General features: G+C 57.2%; 17 protein-coding genes. 8 read left to right on the plus strand and 9 right to left on the minus strand.

Annotated elements, in window-relative coordinates:
- Positions 1-60: 60 nt before the first annotated feature.
- From ubiG to AP059_RS14930, 3 genes are read left to right on the plus strand one after another with little or no spacing between them, the layout of a single operon-like run.
- On the plus strand, positions 61-759 hold the full coding sequence (gene ubiG / locus AP059_RS14920; RefSeq protein WP_048365581.1) for a bifunctional 2-polyprenyl-6-hydroxyphenol methylase/3-demethylubiquinol 3-O-methyltransferase UbiG: 699 nt from the start codon (positions 61-63) through the stop codon (positions 757-759).
- A gap of 3 nt (positions 760-762) precedes the next feature.
- Positions 763-1434 carry an N-acetylmuramic acid 6-phosphate phosphatase MupP gene (gene mupP, locus AP059_RS14925; protein ID WP_059764142.1) on the plus strand — a complete coding sequence of 224 codons (672 nt, stop codon included), beginning with the start codon at positions 763-765 and terminating at the stop codon, positions 1432-1434.
- A gap of 45 nt (positions 1435-1479) precedes the next feature.
- A complete protein-coding gene (locus tag AP059_RS14930) occupies positions 1480-2220 on the plus strand; it encodes a YciK family oxidoreductase (protein ID WP_059764144.1) in 741 nt (246 codons plus the stop codon).
- A gap of 68 nt (positions 2221-2288) precedes the next feature.
- Here AP059_RS14930 and AP059_RS14935 read toward each other — a convergent pair whose 3' ends face one another.
- From AP059_RS14935 to AP059_RS14965, 7 genes are all read right to left on the minus strand, one after another.
- Positions 2289-3077, minus strand: coding sequence for a TenA family transcriptional regulator (locus tag AP059_RS14935; protein ID WP_059764145.1), 789 nt, complete (start codon positions 3075-3077; stop codon positions 2289-2291).
- A 45-nt stretch (positions 3078-3122) separates the two neighbouring features.
- Positions 3123-5579, minus strand: a complete 2457-nt coding sequence (locus AP059_RS14940; RefSeq protein WP_059764147.1) for an EAL domain-containing protein — start codon at positions 5577-5579, stop codon at positions 3123-3125.
- Positions 5580-5782: 203 nt separating this feature from the next.
- The gene (locus tag AP059_RS14945; RefSeq protein WP_165599944.1) at positions 5783-7564 is read right to left on the minus strand and encodes an ABC transporter ATP-binding protein; all 1782 of its coding nucleotides are present in this window, start codon (positions 7562-7564) and stop codon (positions 5783-5785) included.
- A 37-nt stretch (positions 7565-7601) separates the two neighbouring features.
- Positions 7602-8237: a DsbA family protein gene (locus tag AP059_RS14950; protein WP_059764149.1), complete on the minus strand. Its 636-nt coding sequence runs from the start codon at positions 8235-8237 to the stop codon at positions 7602-7604.
- A 3-nt stretch (positions 8238-8240) separates the two neighbouring features.
- Positions 8241-9179 (minus strand): oxygen-dependent tRNA uridine(34) hydroxylase TrhO, encoded by a 939-nt coding sequence (gene trhO, locus AP059_RS14955; RefSeq protein WP_059764151.1) that lies wholly within the window; start codon positions 9177-9179, stop codon positions 8241-8243.
- Positions 9180-9282: 103 nt separating this feature from the next.
- Complete coding sequence (locus AP059_RS14960; protein WP_059764153.1) at positions 9283-9588, minus strand: BolA family protein; 306 nt, start codon at positions 9586-9588, stop codon at positions 9283-9285.
- Between the two features lie 11 nt (positions 9589-9599).
- The gene (locus tag AP059_RS14965; RefSeq protein WP_048365573.1) at positions 9600-10115 is read right to left on the minus strand and encodes a DUF2059 domain-containing protein; all 516 of its coding nucleotides are present in this window, start codon (positions 10113-10115) and stop codon (positions 9600-9602) included.
- A 194-nt stretch (positions 10116-10309) separates the two neighbouring features.
- Between AP059_RS14965 and AP059_RS14970 the strand changes: the two genes are divergently transcribed.
- A complete protein-coding gene (locus tag AP059_RS14970) occupies positions 10310-11701 on the plus strand; it encodes a class II fumarate hydratase (protein WP_059764155.1) in 1392 nt (463 codons plus the stop codon).
- An 816-nt stretch (positions 11702-12517) separates the two neighbouring features.
- On the opposite strand, the gene pap is transcribed toward AP059_RS14970, so the two are convergent.
- Complete coding sequence (pap, locus tag AP059_RS14975; protein WP_059764157.1) at positions 12518-14032, minus strand: polyphosphate:AMP phosphotransferase; 1515 nt, start codon at positions 14030-14032, stop codon at positions 12518-12520.
- A 139-nt stretch (positions 14033-14171) separates the two neighbouring features.
- On the opposite strand from pap, the gene mnmC reads away from it, so the two are divergent.
- Positions 14172-16148: a bifunctional tRNA (5-methylaminomethyl-2-thiouridine)(34)-methyltransferase MnmD/FAD-dependent 5-carboxymethylaminomethyl-2-thiouridine(34) oxidoreductase MnmC gene (gene mnmC / locus AP059_RS14980; protein WP_059764159.1), complete on the plus strand. Its 1977-nt coding sequence runs from the start codon at positions 14172-14174 to the stop codon at positions 16146-16148.
- Here the strand turns inward: mnmC and AP059_RS14985 are convergent.
- Positions 16135-20958, minus strand: a complete 4824-nt coding sequence (locus AP059_RS14985; RefSeq protein WP_059764161.1) for an NEL-type E3 ubiquitin ligase domain-containing protein — start codon at positions 20956-20958, stop codon at positions 16135-16137. The genes mnmC and AP059_RS14985 overlap by 14 nt on opposite strands.
- A 278-nt stretch (positions 20959-21236) precedes the next feature.
- On the opposite strand from AP059_RS14985, the gene AP059_RS14990 reads away from it, so the two are divergent.
- From AP059_RS14990 to AP059_RS15000, 3 genes are all read left to right on the plus strand, one after another.
- Positions 21237-23009: an N-acetylglutaminylglutamine amidotransferase gene (locus tag AP059_RS14990; RefSeq protein ID WP_059764163.1), complete on the plus strand. Its 1773-nt coding sequence runs from the start codon at positions 21237-21239 to the stop codon at positions 23007-23009.
- Positions 23010-23012: 3 nt separating this feature from the next.
- A complete protein-coding gene (gene ngg, locus AP059_RS14995; protein ID WP_059764165.1) occupies positions 23013-24758 on the plus strand; it encodes an N-acetylglutaminylglutamine synthetase in 1746 nt (581 codons plus the stop codon).
- A gap of 75 nt (positions 24759-24833) precedes the next feature.
- The gene (locus AP059_RS15000; RefSeq protein WP_059764167.1) at positions 24834-26021 is read left to right on the plus strand and encodes an osmoprotectant NAGGN system M42 family peptidase; all 1188 of its coding nucleotides are present in this window, start codon (positions 24834-24836) and stop codon (positions 26019-26021) included.
- Positions 26022-26050 lie beyond the last annotated feature (29 nt).

The following is a 26050-nucleotide window of genomic DNA, read 5'->3' on the forward strand; positions in this document are numbered from 1 at the left end:
TCCAACGCTTGGGGCATGGACCCGGAGCATTACCCCGTTTTAGTTTTAGAGGATTGACCCATGAGCAACGTTGACCACGCCGAGATCGCTAAATTCGAAGCGCTTGCCCATCGCTGGTGGGACCGTGAAAGCGAGTTCAAACCCCTGCATGACATCAACCCGCTGCGCGTCAACTGGATTGACGAACGCGTACAACTGGCCGGTAAAAAGGTGCTCGACGTAGGGTGTGGCGGCGGCATCCTCAGCGAGTCCATGGCGCAACGCGGTGCAGACGTCATGGGCATCGACATGGGCGAAGCTCCGTTGGCCGTCGCGCGCCTGCATCAGCTCGAATCCGGGGTGAATGTGGAGTACCGCCAAATCACCGCTGAGGAACTGGCCGCTGAAATGCCAGCACAGTTCGACGTGGTCACTTGCCTTGAAATGCTGGAACACGTGCCCGACCCGGCCTCGGTGATCCGCGCCTGCTACCGCATGGTCAAGCCAGGCGGCCAGGTGTTCTTTTCGACCATCAACCGCAATCCGAAAGCCTATCTGTTCGCGATCATCGGCGCTGAATACATCATGAAGCTGATCCCGCGCGGCACGCATGACTTCAAGAAGTTCATTCGCCCCTCCGAGCTGGGCGCCTGGAGCCGCCAGGCAGGACTGAGCGTTAAAGACATCATCGGCCTGACTTACAACCCGCTGACCAAGCACTACAAGCTTGAGTCCGATGTTGACGTCAATTACATGATCCAGACCCTGCGCGAGGAGTAAGACATGCGTTTAAGAGCAGTTCTTTTTGACATGGACGGCACCCTGCTCGACACCGCGCCGGACTTCATTGCCATCTGCCAGGCCATGCGTGCCGAGCGCGACCTGCCCCCTATCGCAGACAAACTGATCCGCGACGAAATCTCGGGCGGTGCGCGCGCGATGGTCGCTGTGACCTTCAACATGGACCCCGAAGCGCCGGGCTTTGAAGCCTTGCGCCTTGAGTTTCTGGAGCGTTATCAGCGTGATTGCGCCGTCCATACCAAATTGTTCGACGGCATGGCCGAGTTGCTGGCCGACATCGAGAAGGCGCATTTGGTGTGGGGCGTGGTTACAAACAAACCCGTGCGCTTTGCCCAGCCGATCATGGAACGGCTGGGGCTGGCGGAACGCTCAGCGGTACTGATCTGCCCTGACCACGTGACCCACAGCAAGCCCGATCCCGAGCCGCTGATTCTTGCCTGCAAACTGCTCAATCTTGACCCTTCCAGCGTGCTGTACGTCGGCGACGACCTGCGCGACATCGAGTCCGGGCGCGATGCTGGCACCAAGACTGCTGCCGTGCGCTTTGGCTATATCAACCCGGACGACAACCCCGATCACTGGGGTGCTGACGTGGTGGTCGATCAACCTTCAGACTTGCGCAAAGTATTGGATAACGCGATGTGCAGCTGCTGAGCAGCCTGCAACGCGTTCGTTCGTTGATTTTTGTAGAGGTGTTTTATGTTTGATTATTCTGCTCGCCCTGACTTGCTTCAGGGCCGCGTAATTCTGGTCACGGGCGCGGGTCGGGGTATCGGCGCAACCGCCGCCAAAACCTACGCCGCGCAGGGTGCAACCGTTCTGCTGCTGGGCAAAACCGAAGCCAACCTGAGCCAGGTATACGATGAGATTGAAGCCGCAGGCCATCCTCGGCCCGCAGTCATTCCTTTCAATCTGGAAACCGCACTGCCTCACCAGTACGACGAACTGGCGGCCATGATCGAAAGTGAATTCGGCCACCTTGACGGCCTGCTGCACAACGCCTCAATCATCGGCCCGCGCACGCCGATGGAGCAGTTGTCTGGCGAGAATTTCATGCGCGTGATGCAGGTGAACGTCAATGCCGTCTTCATGCTCACCAGCACCCTGCTGCCGCTGCTCAAACTGTCGCAAGACGCTTCGGTGATCTTCACCTCAAGCAGCGTAGGTCGCAAAGGTCGCGCTTACTGGGGTGCGTATGGTGTGTCGAAATTCGCCACAGAAGGCTTGATGCAAACCCTGGCGGACGAAGTCGAAGGCATCGCACCAGTGCGCTCAAACAGCATCAACCCCGGCGCTACCCGCACCAGCATGCGTGCGCAGGCTTATCCCGGCGAAAACCCGCAGAACAACCCGCTGCCGCAGGACATCATGCCGGTGTATCTGTACCTGATGGGCCCGGACAGTACCGGGATCAACGGGCAAGCATTCGACGCACAGTAATCGCGCACAAACAAAAAACCGCAGGCTGCCTGTCATGCAGCCTGCGGTTTTTTCACACCCTCGGATCGTTAACCGGCCTCAACCAGCTCCCGACGTTCCTGCGCAACAAATGTCTTTTCGTACTGAAGGCAGGCTTGCAGAAACAAGTATTTATAGTCGTAACTTTTGCAGACTGCTTTGCGCAGTGCAGCAAGTTCTTCCTCCGCCGGGTTCAAACCCACCAGGGTACAGATGATTTCCAGCGCTTCCCATGGATGCTCATCATCGTACTGAGCATGCATTTTCAACCACTTCATGGCGCGCTTACGCCCCTCTTCCGGGAACGACTCTTCGTACACACTGGTTGAGCACACCACCGCGGACCACTCACCCACCGCCCCTTCAATGGCGTAGTTGGTGGCCGCCATCGACACTTCGAGCGAATCCGTTGCACAGGTATGCCAGCACCAGTCATTGAGCGCCTGGAACTCGGCCGGGATGTCTTGCTTGATCATGTCTTCAAGGCTGACGCCATGCGCCTTGGCCCAGTGCACCCAATAATCGGCATGGTTGAGCTCGACCCGAATATTACGAATCAGCCAGCGACGCGCCATATCCTCACCCAGGCGCCTTCCGTAACGGGTTTTGCCCAGGTTACGACCCATGTACAACGAGAATTGCTCAACGACTGGCCAACCCCCGATCAAATACATGCGCATAGTCTTGGGGTGGATCGTGTTGTCACGCATGCGCTTGTAGATTTCATGCTCGACAACTCGACGCTTGCTCTCTGCACAGTCACGGATGAGCTGCTGAGCCCACTGTGGATAACTGGCGGCGTCCATGAGCGGCCCCGTACGATTAAATGTATCGATCACAATCGAGTTCCTTCTGAGAGGTGATTAAGACATACCTGCTAGACATCAACGGAACGTGCCCGGCGCCTTCATTGCCAATGGCAATGCGCGCTTGGGGCGGCACAACAAGCTGTCACAGGTAAACAATTGCGGGCGTTCAATGATGTAACCCTGAGCATAATCGACACCAATTTCGATCAGCGCCTGCTCAATTTGCGGGGTTTCAACAAACTCGGCAATCGTGCGTTTACCCATAACATGCCCGATATGATTAATAACCTCAACCATAGCGCGGTTAATAGGATCGTCCAGCATATCCTTGACAAAACTGCCATCTATTTTAAGAAAGTCGACGGGCAGGTGTTTTAAATATGCAAACGACGACATACCCGCGCAAAAATCATCCAAAGAGAAATGACACCCCAACCCCTTAAGGTCATTGATGAAGCGGATGGCACTGCCAAGATTGGAAATAGCGCTGGTTTCCGTTATTTCGAAACACACGCGCGACGGTGGCACGGCGTAGCATTCGAACTGCTCATGCAAAAACGCCAAAAAGTCATCATCGCCAATGGTGGAACCTGACAAGTTGATCGCGCACATTGCCATCGGCTGGTCCGAGCCCAAGGCCGTGCACTGCGCAATCACTTTGAACACATTCTCAACGACCCAGCGATCGATTGAGGTCATCAGACCATAACGCTCTGCGGCCGGAATAAAACTGTCCGGCAAGATAATATGCCCCGACTCATCGTGCAGACGCAGCAGTATCTCGATATGGCCGCCCTCAATATCCTGCCCCAAAGGGGTGATTTCCTGGGCGTAAAGGCAAAAGCGGTTTTCTTCAAGGGCGACATGCAGGCGTTGCACCCAGGCCATTTCACCAAAACGCAACGACAGTTCAGAGTCATCGGCATGGTAGACCTGAACACGGTTGCGGCCTTTCTCTTTGGCCATGTAACAGGCCATGTCCGCTGCACGCAGCAACCCTTCCAACGTAACGGGCGCCTGATGGATGTGCACCAGCCCAATGCTGATGGTGTTGAGAAATGGCCGGCCTTTCCAGGCGAAGTGCAGACTTTGCACGGTTTGTCGCAGGCCCTCAGCGATTTTTTCTGCCACATCGGGAGGACAATTCTCCAGCAGGATACCGAACTCGTCCCCACCCAGACGGGCCAATGTATCGCCCTCGCGCAACCCGGATTGCAGCAGCGCACAAATATGGCGCAGCAATTCGTCGCCTGCTGCATGGCCGCAGGTGTCGTTCACCAGCTTGAACTGATCCAGATCCAGAAACATCAACGCATGCCGACCGTGCTGACGCCCGAGGTTTTGCAACACCAGATCCAGGCGGTACTCAAACTCGCGGCGATTCGCCAAACCCGTGAGTGCATCGTGCGTGGCTTGCCATGACAAATTGGCAATGTATTGCCGCTCCTGCGTCATGTCATGCAGCACCAGTACAGAGCCGCTGACTTTGCCTGCACTGAAAATCGGCGCCCCCACTAACGTTACCGACACGGTGCTGCCATCCATGCGCTGAATCAGTTTGGAGTGCTCACTGCTATTACCCAGTTGGCCACTGAGGATATGGTCCATGAGCTTGAAACCATCATCTTGCGCGTTTTCATCCAGCAGTTTGAACAATGCCGCCAGCGGCACGCCTTGAGCTTGCTGCGCCTTCCAATGGGTAAGTAATTCGGCCGCCGGGTTCATGTAATCGATGGCACCGGTCACGTCGGTGGTAATCACCCCGTCACCAATCGATTCAAGGGTGACTTGCGCGCGTTCTTTCTCAACCTCCAGCGCTTGAGCAAATGCACGGCGTTGCGCCAGAATTTTATGGGTGCGCAACAGCGCCAGCAGAATCAGCATCAATGCCGTTGCCAGGTTAATAAAAATCAACAATTGCTGAATAAACCGTGACCCCTCGCCCAAGGCGTCGCTGAACGCCTTGGCGGCGGGTGTCACTGCTTCGTTGATGGCAAAAATATTGGCTTTCCAGCGTTTGACGTCCGCATCAGTCGCCTGGTTGGCACTGATTTTTTGGTGTATTTCCTGAGCCAGCGTGTCGAGCTGCACCAGGTAATCGTCGCCCACCGTCCACTTCTGTATCGCGGTATCCAGATAGCTGAAATCACGAAAATTGCGATAAAACCAAATGATGCTCGTCACATCATCCGGGCTGTTGCCGCCTTGCAAAATGCCTTCACGCGCGGCGCTCAAATCGGGAGGTGATTGATCCAGCGCAAGGCGCAGGTTATGCCCGCCTTGCGGCACGCGGATGGCTTGCTGATACTTTTCGAAGATGGCCTGATCGCGGCTGTCAGCGTACAGATTCAGGTAATAGATGGCGTCTTTCTGACCTTTGGACCACAAACTCTCCCCCGCGACATAGCCGCGTACCGCCGAGAGCATGTACAGGCTCACGCACCCTAATAACGCCTGAAACAGCACCACGGCAATAAAGGGCCAGACAATCCCCAAAAGCCGCGGTGTTGCAAGTGGACGTTTGCGTTTCATGAGTTCCCTTTCAATCAGACTGCCAGATGAAAACCAGAGAAAATGCCTCATTGCTGCTTACCCCTGGCCAAATTCTGACAACCGAAACAACCAGACGTGCTGACACGTTTCGATAAACCCGGCGCAGGGCAATCTGTAACATAAAAGAGAATCATGGAGGGGATTCAAGCACTCAACACAAAAAACGCAACGTCACCCCTGCGTCAACTTTGCTGCAAATGCCCGTACAACTTCGCGTACAAGCCACCTTCGGCCAAGAGCTGTTGATGCTCACCCTGCTCGGCAATACGGCCGCCATCGAACACTAACACCCGATCCGCCTGTTTTACCGCAGATAAGCGGTGAGCGATGATCAACGTAGTGCGCCCGCTCAAGAATTTTCCCAAAGCGTGATGCAGGTTGTATTCCGTGGCCGCATCCAGCGCGCTGGTGGCCTCATCAAGGATCACGACTTTGGGATCAGCCAGCACCATGCGCGCAATGGCCAGACGTTGGCGCTGCCCCCCCGACAACCGCACCCCCGAACGCCCGACAATACTGTCCAGCCCTTGGGGCAAGGTACGAATCGTCCCGTCGAGCTGAGCGATTTCCAGCGCGCGCCAGCAGGCTTCATCGGTGCGTTCACGCCCCATTGTCAAGTTGGCGCGCACCGTGTCGTTGAACAAAGCCGGGTGTTGCAAAACGACCGCGACGTGTTCGCGGATGGTTTCCAGGCCGATATCCGGCTGGCTTTCGCCCGCAAAAAAGATGCTGCCCGACTGCGGCGTATAAAGCCCCAGCAGCAGTTGCACCAACGTGCTTTTACCCCCGCCGCTGGCCCCGACAATGGCCACTTTTTCACCTGGCGCGATGGTGAGGTTCAGGTGATCGAGCACCCGCTCCTCGCCATAGCTAAAGCACAGCTCACGCACTTCAAGCCCCACGGTTTGCCGACCCTTGAACGGATCGGCACCCCCCGGGTATTGCGGCTCGTCGGCACGCGCCAGCAGCTGGTTGATACGCGTCATTGCTCCACTGGCTGCGTAAAACGCATATTGCAGGTTCAACAACTGCTCTACCGGTCCGATCATGAACCACAGGTAACTGAATACTGCGAGCATCTGCCCGATCGACAGGTCCGAAAACAGCACTGTGAGCATCGCCGCGGCGCGAAAAATGTCGATACCGAACTGAAACAGCAAACCACTGGCACGATTGGAGGCGTCACTTTTCCATTGCGACGCGGTAGCAAAGTCACGCACTTCTTTGGCCCGATGCCCCAGCCGTCCGAGGAAATAACCCTGACGATTGCCAGCACGCACTTCCTGGATGGAATCCAGGGTTTCAGTCAGCGCCTGGGTGAAGCGCGAGGTGCTGTCGTTTTCGAGTTTTTTAAGATGCTTAACGCGCTTGCCCAACTGTACGGTGGCGTAAATCACCAAGGGGTTGAACAACAGAATCAGTAACGCCAGCTCCCAATGCATCCACAACAAAATGGCCGATGTGCCCACCAGCGTGAGCATGGCCACTAGAAAGCGGCTCAAGGTTTCACCCACAAACTTGTCGAGGGTCTCAAGATCGGTGACTAGATGGGTCGTCACCGTGCCGCTGCCCAGGCTCTCGTATTCGGCCAGCGAAATACGCTTCAAGCGTTCGATCAAGCGTAAGCGGATGCGGAACACGATGTCCTTGGCCAGGCGTGAAAACAGCCGCGCTTGCAGCACGTTGAACAGCAGTGCGCCACAGCGCAGCATCAGCGTCACCAGCAGCATCAGGCCGATATAGCCCACAGAAGACTGCCAGGTGGTGGGCAGCAATTGATTCATCACCTTGAGCGCCGCATCACCGTTGCCCAGCAAGACTTCATCCACCAGCAGAGGCAGCAGCAACGGAATGGGTACGCTGCACAACGTGGCCAGCACCGCGACGCCATTGGCAATCCACAAGGCTTTTTTGTGACGCAGGGCTAATCGACGGATTTCAGCCCACGTCAGGCGGTCCGGTATCTGGGTGTTATGGGTATTCAGAAGGAGTTCCTTGGAGTTACGCACTCGCAGCGCGATCAAGCCAACGGCCGAGCAAGTCGGATAAAGGTTCGAGGGGTTGGTAACCGTTAGTCAGTAGCGCCAATTGCCCCTGACGCTCGGCCAACAAGGTCGGGAAGCCTGCGATACCCAAATCTTGTACCCAGGTAAAGTCCGCCGCTGTGGCCGCGTGTTGTTCTGCACTGTCAAAAGCCGCCGCAAACTCAATGCGCGGTAGCCCTGCCGTTTCGGCCAGTTCCACCAGCACGCTGGCCTGGGTCACATCACGCCCCAGGACGTAAAAGGCCTGCTGGATCAAGCCCAGCAACGTCCATGCGCAATCGGGCGCCAGACTGCGCGCCGCCACAATGGCCCGGCACGCAGGCTCGGTGTCGTACACAAAACCTTCGGGCAAAGCGCCCTCAAACGTGAACGCCTGACCGGTGGCTTGGTTCACCGCCTGCCAGTGCTCAAGGATGTAGCGTCGGGTCGCGGGTTCAAGCGCCGCACCGCTGCCGGTACGTAACCCCCCCACCACCAGATGCAACTCAACCCCGGCCGCCTGCGCCTGCTCAACCAAGGCTTGAGCGGTGGCTGCAAACCCCCAGCACCACGAGCACATGGGGTCCATCACATAGAGCAGGCGCGCTGACATGGCTCAGGCCTCGGCAGGTTTACGGTAGTTGTGGCCAATCGGGTGCGGCTGGTTGCGGGCCTTGGCCAACTCGATCTGCTTTTGGCGGTCAATGGCGCTGCGACGGGTTTTTTCGCTCAGTTTGTCCCAGCAATGCGGGCAACTGATACCCGGCTGATAGTGCTCGGATTCGCGATCGACGGCACTGATCGGTGTGCGGCAGGCGTGGCACTGGTCGTACTCGCCCTCCGTCAGGTCATGACGCACGGTCACACGGTTATCAAACACGAAGCAGTCACCCTGCCATTTGGTTTCTTCTTGCGGCACTTCTTCAAGGTACTTAAGGATGCCGCCCTTGAGGTGATACACCTCATCAAACCCTTGGCTGAGCATATAGCTCGACGCCTTTTCGCAGCGAATGCCCCCGGTGCAAAACATAGCGACCTTCTTGTGTTTGGCCGGGTCGAAGTTGGCTTTGATGTAGTCCGGAAACTCACGAAAACTGGTGGTCTTCGGATCAATGGCCCCCTCAAACGTACCAATCGATACTTCGTAGTCGTTGCGGGTATCGATCAGCAGCACTTCAGGGTCGCTGATCAGCGCGTTCCAGTTCTCAGGGTCGACATAGGTACCGACTTTCTTGTTCGGGTCTACGCCTTCAACACCGAGAGTGACGATTTCTTTCTTCAGCTTGACCTTGGTCCGATAGAACGGCTGGTCATCGCAGTAGGATTCTTTGTGGTCGATATCGACCATGCGCGGGTCGGCGCGCAGCCAGGTCATCAGCCCGTCAATGCCTTCACGGCTGCCGGATACCGTACCGTTGATGCCTTCTTCGGCGATCAGCAGCGTACCTTTGATGCCGTTATCAACCATCGCCTTGAGCAAGGGCTCGCGCAGTTCGACGTAATCTTCAAGCGTGACGAATTTATACAGTGCAGCAACAACGATAGGTGCAGTCATGGGTATGTCTCCAGGTGGCTACCCTCGTAAGGGGTGAACCGGATGCAAAAAAAAACGCGCCGGCTGAGCGGCGCGCTGCGGATTCTAGCAAAAAGCCGACGTGTTAAGCCAACGAGTGACCACCGCCAGCACAGGTCGGCGATGCCGGGGCTGTGCCGATTTTCGCCCACTCATCAGGCGTGTAGGTGTGCAAGGCCAACGCATGGAACTCACCCATCAAGTCACCCAACGTGGCGTAAACCTTTTGGTGACGCTTGACGCTGTTAAGCCCGGCAAACTGCTCGCTGACCACCACCGCCTTAAAGTGCGTCTGCAACCCGCGACTGTGCATGTGGCTCTCATCCAGCACGTTCAGGTGCACGGGCTGCAACGCGCTCAGCGTCGATTCGATACGTTGTTGCATGTCCATTCAGGCTCCGCTTACTTCTTTTTGGCCGGGGCCGCTTTAGGCTCCAGTTCTGCTGTCATGTCGGCCAACAGCTTGTTGACCACCGGCACCGCGCTTTCCAGCTTGGCCTGGGTCATTTGGGCCGATTGCTGAGTCAGTTGCGGCATTTTTTCCAGGACTTTCTTGCCCAACGGCGACTGGTAGAACGCCACCAGGTCCTTGAGTTCGGTTTCGCTGAAGTTGGTGGTGTACAGCTTGATCATGTCCGGTTTCAGTTTGTCCCAACCAATGGCCTGGTCCAGAGCGGTGTTAGCTTTGGCCTGGTAGGTTTCGAGCAGGGCTTTCTTGGCCGCCGGGGCTTTGGTTTGCTCAAAACGCTGGGCAAACATTTGCTGCACTTGCATGTATACCGGGGTACCCAGCTTGTCGGCATGGGCCAGCTTGAGGAAGGTTTCAGCACTGGCAGCGTGGCTAGCAGCATCGGCAAAAACCTGGCCGCTGGCGCATACCAGAGCAACTGCTGTACAGATGGCGCGAAGACGGGTCATCGAGTTTCCTTTATCTAGCAAGCGAGGTCGAACCCCAAGGGCGCCCATTCTGCGCCTAACAAAGTGTGTCACTCAACCCCGCATCTGATAGTCGTTCTCATCCCATCGACAAAAGTCGCTAAAACCAAAGATTGAACCCCTAGGCTCAATCAGCGCCTAAGCTGTGTGATCACATTCTGAGAGGAAGCCGCCTGATGAGCCGTATCGAAACCGACAGCCTGGGTGAAGTGAATGTGCCGGAGGACGCCTATTGGGGCGCGCAAACTCAACGTTCGCTGATCAACTTCGCCATCGGCAACGAGAAAATGCCACTGCCTGTGCTGCATGCTCTCGTGCTGATCAAAAAGGCCGCGGCCAGGGTTAATGATCGCAACGGCGATGTGCCTGCCGACATTGCACGCCTGATCGAACAAGCGGCAGATGAAGTGCTGCGCGGCGAACACGATGACCAGTTTCCACTGGCCGTGTGGCAAACCGGCAGTGGTACGCAAAGCAACATGAACGCCAACGAAGTGCTGGCCGGTCGTGCCAATGAGTTGGCGGGCAAGGGGCGCGGTGGCAAATCGCCGGTTCACCCTAACGACCATGTCAATCGCTCGCAAAGCTCCAACGACTGTTTTCCGACCGCTATGCACATTGCTGTCGCCAAAGCCGTCCACGAACAATTACTGCCTGCGATCAGTGAGCTGGCAGGGGGGCTGGCCGAGTTGTCGGCTCGCCACATGAAACAGGTCAAAACCGGCCGCACTCACATGATGGATGCCACACCCATCACCTTTGGCCAGGAAGTGTCTGCATTTATAGCGCAACTCGATTACGCGGAGCGCGGCATCAACGCCGCCCTGCCCGCCGTCTACGAGCTGGCGCAAGGCGGCACTGCGGTGGGCACCGGCCTGAATGCACCCCACGGTTTTGCCGAGGCGATTGCGGCTGAACTGGCGGCGTTGTCCGGCTTGCCGTTTGTCACGGCACCCAACAAGTTTGCCGCCCTGGCGGGTCACGAACCCCTGACCAACCTGTCGGGTGCCCTCAAAACCCTGGCCGTGACCCTGATGAAACTGGCCAATGACTTGCGCCTGCTGGGTTCAGGGCCGCGCGCGGGACTGGCTGAAATCAAACTGCCAGCCAACGAGCCTGGCAGCTCGATCATGCCCGGCAAGGTCAACCCCACTCAGTGCGAAGCGCTGTCGATGCTGGCGTGCCAAGTGATGGGCAACGACGTGACCATCGGTTTTGCTGCCAGCCAGGGTCACTTGCAGTTGAACGTGTACAAACCGGTGATCATTCACAACCTGTTGCAGTCCATCCAACTGCTGGCGGACGGTTGCAGCAACTTCCAAAAGCACTGCATCGCAGGCCTGGAAGTGGATGCGGCCAAAATGGCTGAACACCTGGAGCGCGGCCTGATGCTGGTCACCGCCCTGAACCCCCATATCGGTTACGACAAGTCGGCTGAAATCGCCAAAAAGGCCTACGCCGAAGGGTTGACCTTGCGCGAGGCAGCGCTGCAATTGGGCTATTTGACGGATGCCGAGTTCGACCAATGGGTACGGCCGCAAAACATGTTGGGAGCAGGCAAGCATTAAACCTGCTCGCAACAAGTTGGCGTAGCCGCTGGCGAAGGCGATGTCCGGTTGCGCAGCGATCACAAACCCTCGACTGCGGTGTTTATGAAGCACCGCATTGGATGATCTGCGACCGCTTCGCGCCCGAACGCAGCCTCGCGTTGCTCGTCAGCGGCTACAGGCCGATGATCCATGATTCATGGTTGGCGTAGCCGCAGGCGAAGGCGATGTCCGGTTGCGCAGCGATCATAAACCCTCGACTGCGGTGTTTATGAAGCACCGCATTGAATGGTCTGCGACCGCTTCGCGCCCGAACGCAGCCTCGCGTTGCTCGTCAGCGGCTACAGGTCGATGATCCATGATTCATGGTTGGCGTAGCTGCTGGCGCAGGCGATGTCCGGTTGCGCAGCGATCACAAACCCTCGACTGCGGTGTTTATGAAGCACCGCATTGAATGGTCTGCGACCGCTTCGCGCCCGAACGCAGCCTCGCGTTGCTCGTCAGCGGCTACAGGCCGATGATCCATGATTCATGGTTGGCGTAGCTGCTGGCGCAGGCGATGTCCGGTTGCGCAGCGATCATAAACCCATGACTGCGGTGTTTATGAAGCACCACATTGGATGATCTGCGACCGCTTCGCGCCCGAACGCAGCCTCGCGTTGCTCGTCAGCGGCTACAGATCGATGATCCATGATTCATGATTCATGGTTGGCGTAGCCGCTGGCGAAGGCGATGTCCGGTTGCGCAATGATCGTTAAACCCGATGGCTGCGGTGCATCGCAATCAGCGCGTTGAAAGCTTTACGAGCGCTACGCGCCCGGATGCAAAAAAGCGCCGTTATTTCTTGTTTTTCTTGTCGTGCTTGTCCCGCTTCTCGAACGCTGCTTGCAGCGCATCGTTGATGGTGCGCAAGACCTTGACCCGGGCCCAACGCTTGTCATTGGCCTCAACCAGCGTCCAGGGTGATATTTCAGTGCTGGTGCGGTCGACCATGTCGCACACCGCCGAGCGATACAGGTCCCACTTTTCGCGATTGCGCCAATCTTCTTCGGTGATTTTGAACCGTTTGAAAGGGATTGCTTCGCGCTCTTGAAAACGCTGCAACTGAACGTCTTTATCAATCGCCAGCCAGAACTTGACGACGATCACGCCCGCATTACTGAGCTGCTCTTCAAAATCATTAATTTCACCGTAGGCGCGCAGCCAGTCCGCTTGTGTGCAAAAACCTTCGATGCGCTCGACCAGCACGCGCCCGTACCACGAACGGTCAAATACCGTGAACTTGCCGCGGGCCGGAATTTTTCGCCAAAAACGCCAGAGGTACGGCTGCGCCCGCTCATCTTCAGTGGGCGCTGCGATAGGCACAATGCTGTATTGACGCGGGTCCAGCGCTGCGGCCACGCGCCTGATAGAGCCACCCTTGCCGGCCGCGTCATTGCCTTCAAACACCGCGACCAAGGCATGACGGCGCATACGCTTGTCACGCATCAACCCCGACAAACGCGCCTGCTCAGTGATCAGTTGTTCTTGATAGTCGTCTTTTTCCAGGCGCCGGGTCATGTCCAGACAGTCAAGCAAACTCAGGCCATCAATGACCTCGGTCAACGGCGCAGCACTGCTGGGACGCGCTTTAGGTTTGGGTGTGTTGAGCGCCGCTTGCAGCCCTTCGAGCAAGATTTTGCCGACTGTCAGGCTGCGGTAATAAGGGTCGACACCTTCCACAATGTTCCAGGGGGCGTAGTCGCGACTGGTACGGCGAATTACACGCTCACCAAATCGTACAAAGCGGTCGTAAGTTTCTGACTGTTGCCAATCCAGCGGACTGATACGCCAGCTGTGCAGCGGGTCATCCTGAAGCGCCTTCAGGCGCGCCTTCATTTGCTTCTTGGACAGATGAAACCAAAACTTGAAAATTACCGCGCCTTCATTACAGAGCATTTTTTCCAGACGTTCAGCACCGTTGATTGCCTGGTCCAGCACGGCATCCTTGAATACACCGTGCACTCGGCCTTGCAGCATCTGGCTGTACCAGTTGCCAAAGAACACGCCCATACGGCCTTTGGCCGGCAATTGGCGCCAATAACGCCACGCTGGAGGGTGCGCCAGTTCCTCGTCGGTTTGCGTATCAAAGGTGCGCACTTCGATCAAGCGAGGGTCCATCCATTCGCTGAGCAACTTGACGGTTTCACCCTTGCCAGCCCCCTCAATACCGTTAATCAACACGATGACTGCCGAGCGCTTCTGTTGCTGCAATTCGTATTGCGCTTCGAGCAGGGCTTCGCGCAACGCAGGCACTTCGTTGTCGTAGGTTTCTTTGTCAATGAAGTGACCGATTTCAGCGGATTCGAACATGGAAAACTCCCTGGCAAGAGCTCACAAGACTAGCGCAATGCTCTGTCATGCGTTGCAACAATGAACACAAAACTGTCATGGGTCATTCGCGCGCGTACCGATCAGCTAGAATGGCCGCCTTGCCGATGTCGAGCCGCACATGACTATTGAAATGCCCAATGCCCAGCTTGACTGGGATGACCAAGGTCGCCCCCATTCGCGGGTGTTCGATGATGTCTATTTTTCGGACACCGCGGGCCTTGAAGAAACGCGCTATGTCTTTATCGAACAGAACGCGCTCAAAGAGCGCTTTGCCGCCCTGCGGGCTAATGGCCAGATGGTCATTGGTGAAACAGGCTTCGGTACGGGTCTGAACTTCCTCTGCGCCTGGCAGCTGTTTGAACAAACGGCACAACCGGATGCGCGACTGCACTTCATCAGCGTTGAAAAGTACCCGCTCACTCGCGGCGACTTGCACCGCGCCCTGGCCCTGTGGCCGCAATTGAGCGATGTCAGTGAGCAATTACTGGCCGCTTATTTCGCGATCCATCCGGGGTTTCAGACGTTAACGCTGGGCAATGGCCGGGTGACGCTGACGCTGCTGATCGGCGATGTGCTGGAACAATTGAGCCAACTCGACGCACAGGTTGACGCGTGGTTCCTGGATGGCTTTGCACCGGCGAAAAACCCGGACATGTGGACACCCGAACTGTTCGCGCAACTGGCCCGGCTGGCGGCGCCTGACGCCACCATCAGCACCTTCACCAGTACGGGCTGGGTGCGCAGGGCGTTAAACGAGGCAGGTTTCAAAATGCGCCGAACGCCCGGCATAGGCCACAAGTGGGAAATACTGCGCGGCACTTTTCTGGGCGTACCTGAACAGGCGCTGGCCACGTCAGCTGTCAAGCCCTGGTATGCCCGCCCACCCCAACCGACAACTGAACGCAAAGCTCTGGTCATCGGCGGCGGATTATCGGGTTGTGCCAGCGCCAACAGCTTGGCCAGACGTGGCTGGCAGGTGGTTCTACTGGAGCGCCACGAACGGCTGGCCAAGGAAGCCTCTGGCAATCCGCAAGGGGTGCTGTATCTCAAGCTGTCGGCTCACGGCACCACTTTGTCGCAAATGATTGTCAGCGGTTTCGGTTATACCCGACGCTTGCTCGAACACCTGCAACGCGGCCGAGACTGGGATGACTGCGGCGTTCTGCAATTAGGCTTCAACGCTAAAGAAGCACAACGCCACGCTCAACTGGCCGGTGCATTTGCACCCGCCTTGGTGCACATGCTCGACCAGCCTCAGGCCCAGGCACTGGCCGGGATAGAACTGGCGCAGGGTGGCTTGTTCTATCCCGAAGGCGGCTGGGTTCACCCGCCTGCGTTATGCCAATACCAGGCGATGCACCCCAATGTTCAAGTGTTGACCCACCATGACGTGGTGCAACTGAACAACGTCGACAACCAATGGCAAGCCTGTGATGGCGAACGGGTATTAGCCAGCGCGCCGGTAGTGATCCTGGCAGGTGCCGCCGAGGTCAAACGCTTCCCCGCCAGCAGTGGTTTGCCGCTCAAACGCATTCGCGGGCAAATCACTCAACTGGTGCAAACCGAACACAGTGCCGCGCTGAACACCGTCGTGTGTGCCGAAGGCTATGTCGCACCTGGCCGAATGGGTGAACACACCTTGGGCGCCAGCTTCGACTTTGATAACGATGATTTGACCACTACCCCGGCCGGGCATCAGGGCAATCTCGATTTAATGGATGAAATTTCGCCGCAATTAAGCAGCCTTTTCGGTGAACAACTTGATCCGGCACAGTTGCAAGGCTGGGCGGCGTTTCGCTGTACCAGTCCGGATTACCTGCCAATCGTCGGCCCACTGTCAGACCCGGAAGCGTTTGCCAGCACCTATGCCGTGTTACGCAAAGATGCACGGCAAGTACCTGATACCCCATGCCCTTGGTTGCACGGTTTGTATGTCAACAGTGGCCATGGTTCTCGCGGTTTGATTACCGCACCGCTGTCCGGTGAAATGCTTGCTGCCTGGATCAATAACGAGCCACTGCCAGTCCCGCGCACAATTGCTGAAGCCTGCCACCCCAATCGCTTCGCATTGCGTGCGCTGATCAAAGGGCTGTAGTGGGCGAACCTGATTCCTCGGTCTCCAACAACTCGTTCGTTTTTTGCAGGCTCCAGGCATCGACGGCGGAGTCCATTTGGTTGCGCACTTCGCTGACCCTGCGCAGATAACGCTGACTGTCCATCTCGGGAGATTTTTTTAACAGCTCGCTCAGCGCCTCAAAATAAGGCTCTGTCAATGTGCTGTACTCAGTCTTGGCCCCATTGATCAAATATTGCTTCCAAAATTCAAGCGTGCTGATGAAAGTGTTTTGTTCCGCGGTTTTCTCGGCACTTTCGACTGCTGATCGAGCTTGATTCAAATCTTCTTGGGTTACCCCTGCCAGGTTCTTGAACGTCATGCTTTGAGGCTGGCCTGGCAGTTTGAGGTCTTTGGCCAATCCAATGCGATAGGCCAAAAGAACCTCAAGCTCGTCCGGCGCTGCCCCTCCCTGTAGCACGGCCAGTTCGCAGTGGTGCTGAGCAATTTTTCCCAACTTTTCCAGCCGAAACAAACTTCTGCCCAACGAACTAAGCTCTGACAGTTGAGCCGCCTCCACCGTCGACACCCGCGCCAGCTCCATTTGAATCTCAAGGTTGCTGAAAGCCATCAACACGCTGTCCGTACAACTGCGAGGAGCAGCAGCAATATTGATCAGGTCTTGACGCAACAGCCTGTTGTCATTGGCCGCCTCGATCATTTCCCAAACCCGGCGGCTCAGATCATGGCGCACGGCCTGAGCGTCTGCGGTGGTGGTGAGCCGCGAGATCACATTGAACAGGTCTTCAGAAGCAGGCTCAGCTCTGAGGTTATTCCATAGTTGTTCACGCCGGGCCTGCTCAAGACTGGTAATACCGGTGGTCCAGAACTCAAACGCAGCGGCTTCACTGAGCAGTTCATCACTGTTGATCCCCATCGAGCTTCCACCCTGCATGACAAAGCGGGCCAAACGTAACTTGCTGACATTTGATAACGGGTTATTTGACAGTGTGATGTTGCGTGTGAGCTTGGGCGAAGCTAGATAAATCGTTTCCGGAATCTCTGCGATGCGGTTTTCTCGTAAATCAGCCGCCTCCAGCAGTGGCCGGGTAATCAGGCCCTCTGGCCATTGATCAATCCACGTACGGCGCAGATACACCCGGCGCAGGAGTCTCAATTGGCTGAGGTCCAGTTCGGCCCCCAGAAAGTTGTCGTTAAGATTGAGGATTTCCAGCTTGCCCAAGGCATTAAGGGTGGACTGATTTCCGGCGTTTAAAAACAAATTGTTTCGAGCCGCCGATAAGCGCCGCAGGTTGGGCATTCTTTCCAATTGAGAAGGCAGGTGGCTCATTTCGTTGTTGTCCATTTCAAGAGACTCCACCCCCTTGAAGTGCTCCAGGAAACTCGCAGCTGTGTCCTTGCAATTCATGTTGCTCAGGTTAAGTTCGCGAACATGGCTGAAATCAGCCATGACGGGCAATGCCGGAAAACTCAACAGACGCAGGCCGTCCAGGCTCAACTTTTGACCATCGGCAATGCCGGCCAAGCCAAAGTGCTGTGGATCGTGGCGCCATATTCGTTCAATCAACCCTGCGGCTTGGTACCTGTTTTCCGAGTAGTCAATGTTGGACGCAGCAACCGGTACATCCGTCAATGGTGCATCGATCCAGATCTGCAAGCATTCGCGTAACGCCGTCCTGATCCGCTTGCGTTCGCGCAAAAAATTCAACGGGTTTACGCCGGCCTCCTCCAGACTTTCCAGATAATGCTGCACCTGCTCCTGGTTGAATTCAGGAAACAAGTTACGCACTCGAAGCTGCATGGCTCTGGACTGGATGCCTGCATCAAGACCGCACAAAGGATAACCAATCTGGCCATCCGTCATGATCGTAGGCGGTTTAAAGCCGGGTTTAACCGGCTGCATGCCTAACACGCGGGCAACTTCATCACGGTTTTGAGCCGCACGGGCCGCCAGCGCCTCATTGATATGGGCAGGCTGTGTTGAAAGACCAAGCCCCATGGCCTCACGCTCAAGCGCCGTCAATGATTGAACGACAGCCTCGGTCAAGGACGCTGATGTACCTGGCTCAAGCACCTGAACAGATCCACGCGACTTATAGCGTTGATAGCTTTGGCCTGTTTTAACCAGAACACGCGATGTTATGGCCTGAGAACTGCCGATTCGACGAATCACAGGCCCCTGCAAACTCCCCTCCCGGACCTCCAACACCATACCTATAGGCCAGTGGGGGGAATGTGTCAGTAATTGCAGCGCCAACTTTTCAGTGTCCGTGTTGCGACTGCCCCGCAAATAAAACCCCTCAATAGCTCGATTCAACCTGGCCTCGCGCAGATACACGCGCGCGGCCTCAGCCAAAGGAAGCGGGACTTTAGAGGTACGCAATACGGCTCTTTGATCGACGCTGGCCGATTCATACAACGCCTGGGCCACAGGACGTGGCAGCCCTGGAAAAAAGACTTCTATGACGTATGCCTCGGGTGCAGACGACACGTTGAATAAGGCATACAAGCGGTCAAACACCGCTTGTCGGTTGTCCCTGACAAAATTGCCCAAGGATTGAGCCAACGCTTGGCCGGGCTTCAGATCCTCACTCAAACCACGACTTAACAGTGCCTTGCCCTCAGCACTCGACAACGCAGCCAGCACAGCATCCAACAATTTCCCTTGCTCCAGGAGCGTGTCCGTCAGGTTGATATGCGCCGTCGTTGCCCACTGCGCATTGCCATATTGCGCAAGGCGCTTGCCTGTCCCATCAACCACCGTCAGGCCCCTGCCTGAAGGCCACCCGGGCATATGAGGCAACTGGCGCAATTGCCAATCGGCCCAGCGATGAGCATTAAAGTCATCCGTGTTCATCTGTTCGATAAACGCATCGAGGCGACGGTCGATCTCAAAGCGTTTAAGGGTCACCGCCAATAACGGGGGTACGGCAAGATTATCAAGGTGCACACGGCGCATAACGTCTTCGGGGGTATGGGTCAACAGCCTGATGTGCTCCAGCGCGCGCTCATCCAGGCTGGCCCTTGCATCGCTCAACCGGCCGACTAAAACCTCACTGCCTTGCCAATCTAACGGTTGCTCATGGGCATGCTGCCAGGCGCCCTCGCCGTTATGCAGCAATGCAGGTTTGAAAGCTTCAGGCCTGCGGCCATGGGTGATGCGCCACTGCCCAAGGGCATCATCAAATTCAACCGGGTAGTGCTTGCCATCCACACCAACATGTTGCTTGCCCGCGACCCGGAAAAAGCCTTGCCCGTCAGCCTTGTGATGGTGCAAAGCTGCCTGCTCATTCACGTAGTGCTCCATGTTTGTGTCCCAAAGGCGGACCGTTCCATCATCGCGCCTGATGGGCTGCAAGCCTTCGAAGTGCGCCTTGGTCGCAGCACTCAAGCGACTGGCAACACTCTTGAGCACGGTGGCCCCGCCTACGATGCCAGCATCGATTGCGACTTCCTTGGCAACATTGAGCAAGTGTTCGCGGGCGTGATCGACATCGCCCTGAGACCAGTCCTCAACGCCTTCATAAACCTCCTTGAGCATGTCGCCTATCGCCACGGCCAACATCAGGTCGCCCAACACGGGTACAAACAGGGCGGCCACATTGACCAACAACAAGCCCGCATTTTTGTAGAACTGCCAACGCGCCTCGCGCGCCTGCTCGTCCAGCACGCCCGTCGGCACTGCCAGCATCAGTGCATCGGCAAACATGTTTTTAAGCTGCACCTGGCACAAGTAGTGCGCCGCCCTCATGTTGAGGGGAGCTGTCGTGAGGCTTAGATGGTCGCGTTTTTCATGCACTTTTTGCATGAAATCAGCACGCGCGCTCAGGCTGACGAAACGCGAAAAGAAATGGGCATATGCCGGGTCTTGAAGTCGCACCCTTAAGGTATTGGTAAACGCCTCTAATGAACTGAACTCAAAAAACGGCGCCACCGGATCGTTCGGGATATAGACAATCAGCCGGTTATCGGGATGCAGCAGCGGCGTGTCGCAAGTGAACAACACTACCCCGTCAATCACGGTATCCAGAATGGACATTGAGCTGAGCAGGACAGGCTTTCCATCCAGCATCCCGGTTGTCACGGATGCTGTCCCTGTAGCGCCCGGCAACTCGGCCAACACGGCCTGATAAGCGGTGGGTCCTATATTTTTTTTAAGCAGTCCAATATGCGCATCAACCTGCATGTCATAGGCCTTGAGCCGTTGCAGGTGAGTGAGCGTCGTTTGCTGCGCGGCGCTGGGTTGGAGAGTGCCTGAAGCAGCAACCCCCAAAAACTGCTGAAGATAGGTCTGATATTTTTGCCCCAGGTCCAGCCTGCGGCACAGGGCGGCAAACTGCTGGGGTTTGACCGCACTGACCTGCTCTTCATGCCCGCCGTGACGAATATGACTTTGCGGATTGAAGCCACCCGGCAGTGCTTCAGCCTCAGAAAAATTTTGCAGTGCGGCCCACAACAACGTTTTTGGCTCATCGCGCACCGTGTAATGCCGCAACGAAAAAGCGAGCGTGTCGTCCGCAATCAGGTGGACATGGACAACTGCCAGATAGTCGCGGTGAACATCCAGCAAAGGCCCGAATTCACGCCACGCTTCAGCCGCCAGCAATGCCCCGCAATACACCTCGACACTCTGCAATTCGCCGAATTTTTTGCCGATCAAGCCATGGTAGGAACGGCTTTGCGCCATCGATTCATTCAAGGCCGTGAGAACCCCGGGATCGGCGTCCACCAGCCACTTGGGCAGGTGACTTTGCACCATTTCCAAGGATTCAAGGTCACTGAAAGTGGCTTCTCGGGCGTCTAGTGGCAATTTTTTGAGTGAGCGAGTCATAAGCGATCTTCTTCAAGTCAGAGCAAACAGGTCATCACGCTACCTGCGCCGTGCGGGGAAGATGCCGTACATAGTTATGAGCTGACTCAAGTGACCGCCTGCGAATTTTTTTGAACGTTCACGCAAACCAGGGACTCGTAAAAAACAGACGACTTACGGCGGCGCACTCTGACGATGTGTTAGCGCCGAAGGGATCGGAAGACAGGTCAGAGCTTTTTATCCGATCCAAAAACAGGGCCATAACGCAACAGGCCCGGCTTCAAAAGGGTTCAAGCAGTATGTGTGGATTAGCTGGCGAGATACGTTTTGATCACCAACCTGCCGACCTGGCAGCCATCGAACGCATTACCCACCACCTGGCACCCCGCGGGCCTGATGCCTGGGGTTTTCACAGTCAGGGGCCGATTGCCTTGGGGCATCGCCGTCTGAAAATCATGGATTTGTCGGACGGCTCGGCGCAGCCGATGGTCGACAACCAACTGGGGTTGTCCCTGGCATTCAATGGCGCAATCTATAACTTTCCTGAACTGCGCGCAGAACTCGAAAACCTCGGCTATGCCTTTTATTCCGACGGCGACACCGAGGTGCTGCTCAAGGGTTATCACGCCTGGGGCGAAGCGTTATTACCCAAACTCAATGGCATGTTTGCCTTTGCCATTTGGGAGCGTGATACCCAACGCCTGTTCATTGCCCGCGACCGCTTAGGGGTCAAGCCGCTCTACCTGTCGCGAACCGGCCAGCGCATGCGCTTTGCTTCCACGCTGCCGGCATTGCTCAAGGGGGGCGATATCAGCCCCATGCTCGATCCGGTTGCACTGAACCATTACTTGAACTTTCATGCCGTAGTGCCTGCCCCGCGCACGCTGATCGCCGGTATCGAAAAGCTGCCACCCGCCACCTGGTTGCGTGTCGACGCCGACGGCCATACCGAACAGAAGACCTGGTGGACACTGCCTTATGGCCCACATGCCGACGAAGCAAACCTGACCCTTGAAGACTGGCGCGACCGGGTACTGGACAGCACCCGCGAGGCGGTTGCCATCCGCCAGCGCGCCGCGGTGGATGTGGGCGTGTTGCTCTCGGGCGGGGTCGACTCCAGCTTGTTGGTGGGTCTGTTGCGCGAAGTGGGCGTACAGGATCTGTCGACTTTTTCTATCGGTTTTGAAGACGCAGGCGGCGAGCGCGGCGACGAATTCCAGTACTCGGATTTGATTGCCAAGCATTACGGCACCCGTCATCACCAACTGCGCATTGGCGAGCACGAGATCATTGAGCAACTGCCCGCGGCCTTCCGCGCCATGAGCGAACCGATGGTCAGCCATGACTGCATTGCCTTTTACTTGCTCTCGCGTGAGGTGGCCAAGCATTGCAAAGTCGTACAAAGCGGCCAGGGCGCGGATGAACTGTTTGCCGGTTATCACTGGTACCCCCAGGTGGATGGCGCCAGCGATCCCTATAGCGCTTATCGCGAGGCATTTTTTGATCGCAGCTTCGACGACTACAAAGCCACCGTGCAGCCACAGTGGCTGACCGCCAACGATGCCGCTGGCGACTTTGTGCGTGAACATTTCGCACAGCCGGGGGCGGACGCCGGGGTGGATAAAGCACTGCGTCTGGACAGCACCGTGATGCTGGTGGATGACCCGGTCAAACGTGTCGACAACATGACGATGGCGTGGGGCCTGGAAGCACGCACGCCGTTTTTGGACTATCGCCTGGCCGAGCTGTCGGCGCGTATTCCGGCGCGCTTCAAGCTGCCCGACGGCGGCAAGCAAGTGCTCAAGGAAGCCGCGCGCCTGGTAATCCCCAGCGAGGTGATTGACCGCAAGAAGGGATACTTCCCGGTGCCGGGTCTCAAGCATTTGCAAGGGGACACGCTCAACTGGGTCCGCGAGCTGTTGCTCGATCCGAGCCAGGAGCGGGGTTTGTTCCAACCGGCCATGCTCGATCGCCTGCTGACCAATCCGCACAGCCAACTGACGCCCCTCAATGGTTCAAAACTGTGGCAATTGGCGGCGCTGAATCTGTGGTTAAGCGAACAAGGAATCTGAGCGATGAAACCTCTCGCCACGGTCTATAGCCAACGCTTGATACGCGGTCAAGCCCCCTCTTATGAACGCTTGCAAGCGCGCCTGGCCGAAGATGGCAGCCCGCTGGATGCTCAACCTGTGGCCATTCATTGTGGCTGGGGGCGCTTGCTGATCGGGCACACCTTTCCCGATGCGGCCACTCTGGCCAATGAACTGCTCAATGAGCACACCGGCGAGCGTGACATCGCGTTGTACGTGGCCGCGCCGCAGCAGGTACTGGCCCAGGCACCACAGCAATTGTTTCTCGACCCCTCCGACACCCTGCGCTTGTGGTTTACCGATTACCGCCCCGCCACACGAGTATTTCGCGGTTTTCGCATTCGCCGTGCGCAAAACGAAGCCGACTGGGTTGCCATCAATACGCTGTACACCGCACGTAACATGCTGCCTGTTGACCCGACTTTGCTCACATCGCGGCATCAAGGCGGGCCTGTGTACTGGATCGCCGAAGATGAAGACAGCGGCGCGGTGATTGGCAGCGTGATGGGCCTCAATCACCACACCGCCTTTCATGACCCGGAAAACGGCAGCAGCTTATGGTGCCTGGCGGTAGACCCGCATTGCACACGCCCAGGCGTGGGTGAAGTGCTGGTGCGCCATTTAGTCGAACACTTCATGAGCCGAGGCCTGAGCTACCTCGACTTGTCAGTGCTGCACGACAACCAGCAGGCGAAGAGCCTGTATCACAAGCTGGGTTTTCGCACGCTGTCGACCTTTGCCATCAAGCGTAAAAACGGCATTAACCAGCCGCTGTTTCTTGGGCCGGGTCCTGAAGTCGGACTGAACCCGTATGCGCGCATCCTCGTCGAAGAAGCCTACAAGCGCGGTATCGACGTGCACATCGATGACGCCAGCGCCGGACTGTTCACCCTCTCTCACGGCGGGCGGCGCATTCGCTGTCGCGAGTCACTGTGCGACTTGACCAGCGCCATCAGCATGAGTTTGTGCCAAGACAAAAGCCTGACGCACAAGGTGCTGAGCCAAGCGGGCCTGAACCTGCCCGCCCAACAATTGGCGGGTAATGCGGATGACAACCTGGCCTTTTTGGAGCAACACGGGCGCATCGTGGTCAAGCCACTGGATGGTGAACAGGGCGACGGTGTGGCTGTGGACCTGAGCACCCTAAATCAAGTGCAACAAGCCATTGAGGCTGCGCGGGCGTTTGACAGCCGGGTCTTGCTCGAAAGTTTTCATCAGGGCCACGACCTGCGCATTGTCGTGATCGGCTTTGAAGTGGTCGCCGCCGCCATCCGCCGTCCTGCACACGTGGTGGGCGATGGCCATCACAGCGTCCACCAACTGATCGAAGCACAAAGCCGTCGACGTCAAGCCGCCACCGATGGCGAAAGCCGCATCCCGATGGACACCGAAACCCTGCGCACCGTACAAGCCGCCGGGTATGAGTACGCAAGTATTCTGCCTGCGGGGCACACATTGGCCGTGCGCCGAACCGCCAACCTGCACACGGGCGGCTGCCTGGAGGATGTAACCGATGTGTTGCACCCGGTGTTGGCCGACGCGGCCATCCGCGCCGCCAGGGCGCTGGATATTCCAGTGGTCGGCCTGGACCTGATGGTGCCCGCTGCCGATCAACCCGAGTATGTGTTTATCGAAGCCAACGAGCGGGCCGGTCTGGCTAACCACGAACCGCAACCCACCGCTGAGCGCTTCATCGACTTGCTCTTTCCCCACAGTCAGCCAGCGCCTTAAGCGCGCTCGCTGAACGTCATCCCAAGGCACGTCGCGTGGGCACCTTTCGCGACGGGCCTCGCCTCAGGAGTTTTTATGAATCGCCACCTGCCGCAACCCGATCTCGATTACCTGCAACGGGTCTTGCTGGAAATGCTCGCCATTCCCAGTCCCACCGGCTTCACTGACACCATCGTGCGCTATGTGGCAGAACGTCTTGAAGAACTGGGCATCCCTTTCGAACTGACGCGCCGAGGCACGTTGCGTGCAACCCTTAAAGGCCAACAAAGCAGCCCGGACCGCGCGGTTTCAGCGCATTTGGACACCATCGGCGCCAGCGTGCGGGCGATCAAGGACAACGGGCGCCTGGTGTTGGCGCCGGTGGGCTGCTGGTCCAGCCGTTTTGCAGAGGGCAGCCGCGTCAGTTTGTTTACCGATAATGGCGTGATTCGCGGCAGCGTCTTGCCGTTGATGGCTTCGGGGCATGCGTTTAATACCGGAGTGGATGAGCTGCCGATCAGTTGGGATCACATCGAGCTGCGTCTGGATGCCTACTGCGCAACCCGTGCAGACTGCGATTCGTTGGGGATCAACGTGGGGGATTTTGTCGCCTTCGATCCACTGCCCGAATTTACCGAGAGCGGGCATATCAGCGCCCGCCACCTGGACGACAAAGCCGGTGTTGCCGCGTTGTTGGCGGCATTGAAAGCGATTGTGGAAAGTGGCGAGCAGCCACAAATCGACTGTCACCCGCTGTTTACCATTACCGAAGAAACCGGCAGCGGCGCCGCAGCGGCATTGCCGTGGGATGTGAGTGAGTTTGTCGGGATTGATATTGCGCCGGTCGCACCGGGCCAGCATTCCAGCGAACACGCCGTCAGTGTGGCAATGCAAGATTCGGGCGGGCCGTACGACTACCACTTGTCGCGGCATTTGTTGCGCTTGGGGGCCGAACACGAACTCCCCGTGCGACGGGACATGTTTCGTTATTACTTCAGCGATGCACACTCGGCGGTCACCGCAGGGCATGACATTCGTTGCGCCTTGTTGGCGTTTGGCTGCGACGCGACCCACGGCTATGAACGTACGCACATCGACAGCCTGGCAGCACTGAGCCGTTTGCTCGGGGCGTACATGATGAGTCCGCCCGTGTTTGCCAGTGATGCACAGCCCGCGCAGGGTTCGCTGGACCGGTTCAGTCACCAGCTTGAGCACGACACGCAAATGGAGAGCGACACACGCGTGCCGTCAGTGGACAGTTTGGTGGGCGATAACCGCGACTGAAACCCCGCGCCCGCGGAGCAGGTGGCGCA

This window comes from Pseudomonas sp. TAA207, assembly GCF_001529285.1.
In the GTDB taxonomy this organism is placed as follows: Bacteria; Pseudomonadota; Gammaproteobacteria; order Pseudomonadales; family Pseudomonadaceae; genus Aquipseudomonas; species Aquipseudomonas weihenstephanensis.

Excerpts from the sequence above, each read along its gene's own strand:
- trhO (WP_059764151.1), bottom strand. The coding sequence starts at position 9,179 with ATGACTGCACCTATCGTTGTTGCTGCACTGTATAAATTCGTCACGCTT.
- AP059_RS14930 (WP_059764144.1), top strand. The coding sequence starts at position 1,480 with ATGTTTGATTATTCTGCTCGCCCTGACTTGCTTCAGGGCCGCGTAATT.
- mnmC (WP_059764159.1), top strand. The coding sequence starts at position 14,172 with ATGACTATTGAAATGCCCAATGCCCAGCTTGACTGGGATGACCAAGGT.
- AP059_RS14965 (WP_048365573.1), bottom strand. The coding sequence starts at position 10,115 with ATGACCCGTCTTCGCGCCATCTGTACAGCAGTTGCTCTGGTATGCGCC.
- AP059_RS14950 (WP_059764149.1), bottom strand. The coding sequence starts at position 8,237 with ATGTCAGCGCGCCTGCTCTATGTGATGGACCCCATGTGCTCGTGGTGC.
- pap (WP_059764157.1), bottom strand. The coding sequence starts at position 14,032 with ATGTTCGAATCCGCTGAAATCGGTCACTTCATTGACAAAGAAACCTAC.
- ngg (WP_059764165.1), top strand. The coding sequence starts at position 23,013 with ATGAAACCTCTCGCCACGGTCTATAGCCAACGCTTGATACGCGGTCAA.
- AP059_RS15000 (WP_059764167.1), top strand. The coding sequence starts at position 24,834 with ATGAATCGCCACCTGCCGCAACCCGATCTCGATTACCTGCAACGGGTC.
- AP059_RS14985 (WP_059764161.1), bottom strand. The coding sequence starts at position 20,958 with ATGACTCGCTCACTCAAAAAATTGCCACTAGACGCCCGAGAAGCCACT.
- mupP (WP_059764142.1), top strand. The coding sequence starts at position 763 with ATGCGTTTAAGAGCAGTTCTTTTTGACATGGACGGCACCCTGCTCGAC.
- AP059_RS14970 (WP_059764155.1), top strand. The coding sequence starts at position 10,310 with ATGAGCCGTATCGAAACCGACAGCCTGGGTGAAGTGAATGTGCCGGAG.
- AP059_RS14960 (WP_059764153.1), bottom strand. The coding sequence starts at position 9,588 with ATGGACATGCAACAACGTATCGAATCGACGCTGAGCGCGTTGCAGCCC.
- AP059_RS14990 (WP_059764163.1), top strand. The coding sequence starts at position 21,237 with ATGTGTGGATTAGCTGGCGAGATACGTTTTGATCACCAACCTGCCGAC.
- ubiG (WP_048365581.1), top strand. The coding sequence starts at position 61 with ATGAGCAACGTTGACCACGCCGAGATCGCTAAATTCGAAGCGCTTGCC.
- AP059_RS14940 (WP_059764147.1), bottom strand. The coding sequence starts at position 5,579 with ATGAAACGCAAACGTCCACTTGCAACACCGCGGCTTTTGGGGATTGTC.